This window comes from Brevundimonas sp., assembly GCF_016463485.1.
GTDB lineage: Bacteria > Pseudomonadota > Alphaproteobacteria > Caulobacterales > Caulobacteraceae > Brevundimonas.
This window is the reverse complement of record NZ_JAEMRD010000218.1, coordinates 1-3,446: the sequence shown is the minus strand read 5'-3', so window position 1 is coordinate 3,446 and position 3,446 is coordinate 1. Positions and strand designations below refer to the sequence as shown.

The 3,446-nt window shown below is 60.0% G+C and carries 2 protein-coding genes; one reads left to right on the top strand and one right to left on the bottom strand.

Translation table 11 applies throughout. From position 1 onward, the window contains the following. On the top strand, positions 1 to 196 hold a 196-nt coding region (locus tag JHC99_RS18030), incomplete at its 5' end, for a helix-turn-helix transcriptional regulator (protein ID WP_292156058.1). Between the two features lie 2,101 nt (positions 197 to 2,297). On the opposite strand, the gene JHC99_RS18025 is transcribed toward JHC99_RS18030, so the two are convergent. Beyond that, on the bottom strand, positions 2,298 to 3,446 hold a 1,149-nt coding region (locus JHC99_RS18025; protein ID WP_292156057.1), incomplete at its 5' end, for a helicase-related protein.

Here is a 3,446-nt window from a genome sequence, read left to right as displayed (position 1 = left end):
GAGCGTGATCGCCCTCCAGCTCCAGCAGGCGATGGCCGACCAGAAGATCACCCGCGCGGCCATGGCCGCCCGGATGGACACCAGCCGGGCGCAACTGAACCGCGTCCTCGACCCGAACGCCTCCAATGTGACCCTGGACACCCTGAGCCGCGCGGCGCGGGTGCTCGGGCGATCGTTGAAGGTAGAGTTGGTTTAGTTCTCTATTTTTTCGCGAGTGTTCAATCGTGCGGTCGCTGCTTGAGATTCAGCTGAAGGAGCGGGCGCCGGTGGTTCTGGATTGAGCATGGATTGAAAAAGCAGTGCGCCAATCGCCCGCTCAAGCTCAGCCGCCTGCCTACGCTCTTCGAGTTCGCTCGTCGATTGATTTGCCGAACTCCTAGCGGTGGCGGCGGTCGCCTCTGCTGCACTCGCGACGGCTTCTCGGTCGCTTCGATTTGGGGACTGCGCGAGCGTTGCAGCCCGATCACCGGCCCTCAGCGCTAGATCAACGGCCTCATTTCGCTGTTCAGGATCTAATCGAACCGCCTCATTATAGTATTGGCAGCTTATACTTTCTGCGAGCGCACGTCCCTGATCTGGTGTAGCGATACCTTGTCGGACCATGTCCACAATCGCATCTGCCTGACGTGGGCTTAGCGACTTGCAGTCTTTCAAGTCTGGCGAAGACAGGCTTGAAGGTGCGCTTGATGTCGCGGTCGGTGGTATTAGGGAAAGCTCTCTCGCGCCCACCACGATCCCTACGGCGGCTGCGCCCGCCGCGAGCACGCCGCCAATCGCCTTCGCCGCCTTCACGAGTGTCGACATCTGCGCCCCAGCTCACCCATAAAACAAGGGTAACCTAACTAGGCTGACCTCCAATTCCAGCAGAAATGAATGATGATGAAACCTGAGCGTGACCATGGCCGCGAAGGCGGTCAGGGGCGTCGCGCCGCAGCTGGTACAAAAGGCATGGGCGGCGACCCAGCCCTCGCTCAGGACGCGGGCGTTCCGGGTCGGTCCCTTGAAGACCGCCGCCTCTTCGGCGAAGCCGAGCGTGCTCCGGGGCGTCGTTTTCGGCCATGTGGGAAGCATGGCCGTGCGTTGATTAGCCATGCCTTACCGCGCGTTTGGCTATTGCCACTTGTCGTGCGGTACACCACCCGGGTCGTCGATATGCCAAGGACCTTCCGGGTAACACACCGCGCTAAGTTCTCCGTCCTAACGAAAAATTCGCGGCAAGGTAGACAGTGACGATTTTTGATCGAACATTGTTCAGGATTCGGAGGCTCGAAGATGCGCGACATGGCACTGAAGGCGACGTTGGCGTTGTTATTCTGCTACCTACCGGTCGCTGCAAATGCCCAGCGGGTTGCACCGCCGCGGCCGACACTCGCGGATAGCACATCCCCGCCTCAGCCGTGCGGGAACCGAGATCCGCGGCGCTTTCCTCAGGATTGTCAGTCAAGCAATCCAGTCGCACGATCTGAAAACGCTGTTTCTCCTCGGAGAGCAGCACCAAGCTCGTCGGAACCGGGGAGCCTAGAGGCCAATCCATTTTTTCAGAATTTCGTGGGCCCGCTGCTCGACAGCGCGGCCGCCCAGCCGCCGCGCACTGTAACATCTCCTCCCAGCGTTACCACTCAAGCACCCTCAAGTAATTTGAGTTCGACTGTGCGGTCTTACACATCCGATCTTGAATCACGGAATCGGCCTTCTAGTTCTACTCCAACCGGTCAGTCTAGAGTGGCTACTCCTCCGTCTGCCACTCCTCGGATTACCAGTTCTGCTGCGCCAAGCTCGGCGAGCGGCTGCATTACCAACGGAGTAATTTCAGAGACCCGTGTCGTCGAAAGTGCGACGGGTCAAAACATGTTCGGGAATGCCGACTACTATGATAGTGAAACCATACAAAATCGTACATTGATAAACAGTTGCAGTTATCCTGTGATTGTATCAATACGATGGGGCAGGCTTCTAGTTGGCTGTACTCGGCTAGGAGAGTCTTCTCGTCAATACGCAGTCGCTCCTCGTGCTACATTAAATACTCGCGTCAGGATAGATAACGGCGATAACTGTGAGATATCAAGAAATGTAAGCAGATGATTTCCAACGAAGACCTGCTAGACTGTAATATCCCGCATGGTGGAGAGGTCAGAGAACGAATATTATACTGCGGAAACTTAGGTATTTTTGCAAGTAGATTACATTCTAGTTATAGTAAGGACGGGTGATATAGGCGCTTCTGAAGCAGGCTATTGGCCCAGCGGGGACACTTTTCAGCGGCTCGCTTTTCTGTCTGACCGCAATATCCGGTGGGACTACAACCGCCCCTTCCGGAACGCCTCCGCCTTCTCCGCCGCCGCCTCGGCGCGCCACTTCTTCGGCGCGGCCTTGTCCACCGCTTCCCCTGCCCCGGTCAGGATCTCGTTGGCGAACTCCAGGTCGAGCAGTTTCAGCTTCTTGATCTCGTCGCGCAGGCGGCCGGCCTCCTCGAACTCGAGGTTGCTGGCGGCCTCGCGCATCTTGCCTTCCATGTCGCGCAGGGTGGCCTGGAAGTTGTTGCCGATGAACGGACGGCTCTCCTCCTTGACGCCCGTGGGGATCAGGACGCGGTCCTTCTCGTAGGGGCTGTTCAGGATCTCCTTGATGTCGCGCTTGACGCTCTCGGGCGTGATGCCGTGTTCGAGGTTGTAGGCCTCCTGGCGTTCGCGGCGGCGGTTGGTCTCGGCGATGGCGCGCTCCATCGAGCCGGTCATGCGGTCGGCGTAGAGGATGACGCGGCCGTCGACGTTGCGGGCGGCGCGGCCGATGGTCTGGATCAGGGAGGTCTCGGAGCGCAGGAAGCCCTCCTTGTCCGCGTCGAGGATGGCGACCAGGCCGCACTCGGGGATGTCGAGCCCCTCGCGCAACAGGTTGATGCCGATCAGGACGTCGAACGTGCCCAGGCGCAGGTCGCGGATGATCTCGATCCGCTCCATCGTGTCGACGTCGGAGTGCATGTAGCGGACGCGGACGCCCTGTTCGTGCATGTATTCGGTCAGGTCCTCGGCCATCTTCTTGGTCAGGACGGTGACCAGGGAGCGGTAGCCGTCGCGGGCGACCTGTTTGACCTCGTCGATGACGTCGTCGACCTGGTTGCGGGTCTGGCCGGAGACGGGGCGGATCTCCACCGGGGGGTCGATCAGGCCGGTGGGGCGGATGACCTGTTCGACGAAGACGCCGCCGGTCTGTTCCATCTCCCAGGTCTGGGGCGTGGCCGAGACGTGGATGGTCTGGGGCCGCATCGCCTCCCATTCGTCGAACTTGAGCGGGCGGTTGTCGATGCAGGAGGGCAGGCGGAAGCCGTACTCGGCCAGGGTCGACTTGCGGCGGTAGTCGCCCCGGAACATGCCGTTGATCTGGCCGATGGTGACGTGGCTCTCGTCCACGAACAGCAGGGCGTTGTCGGGGATGTATTCGAAGAAGGT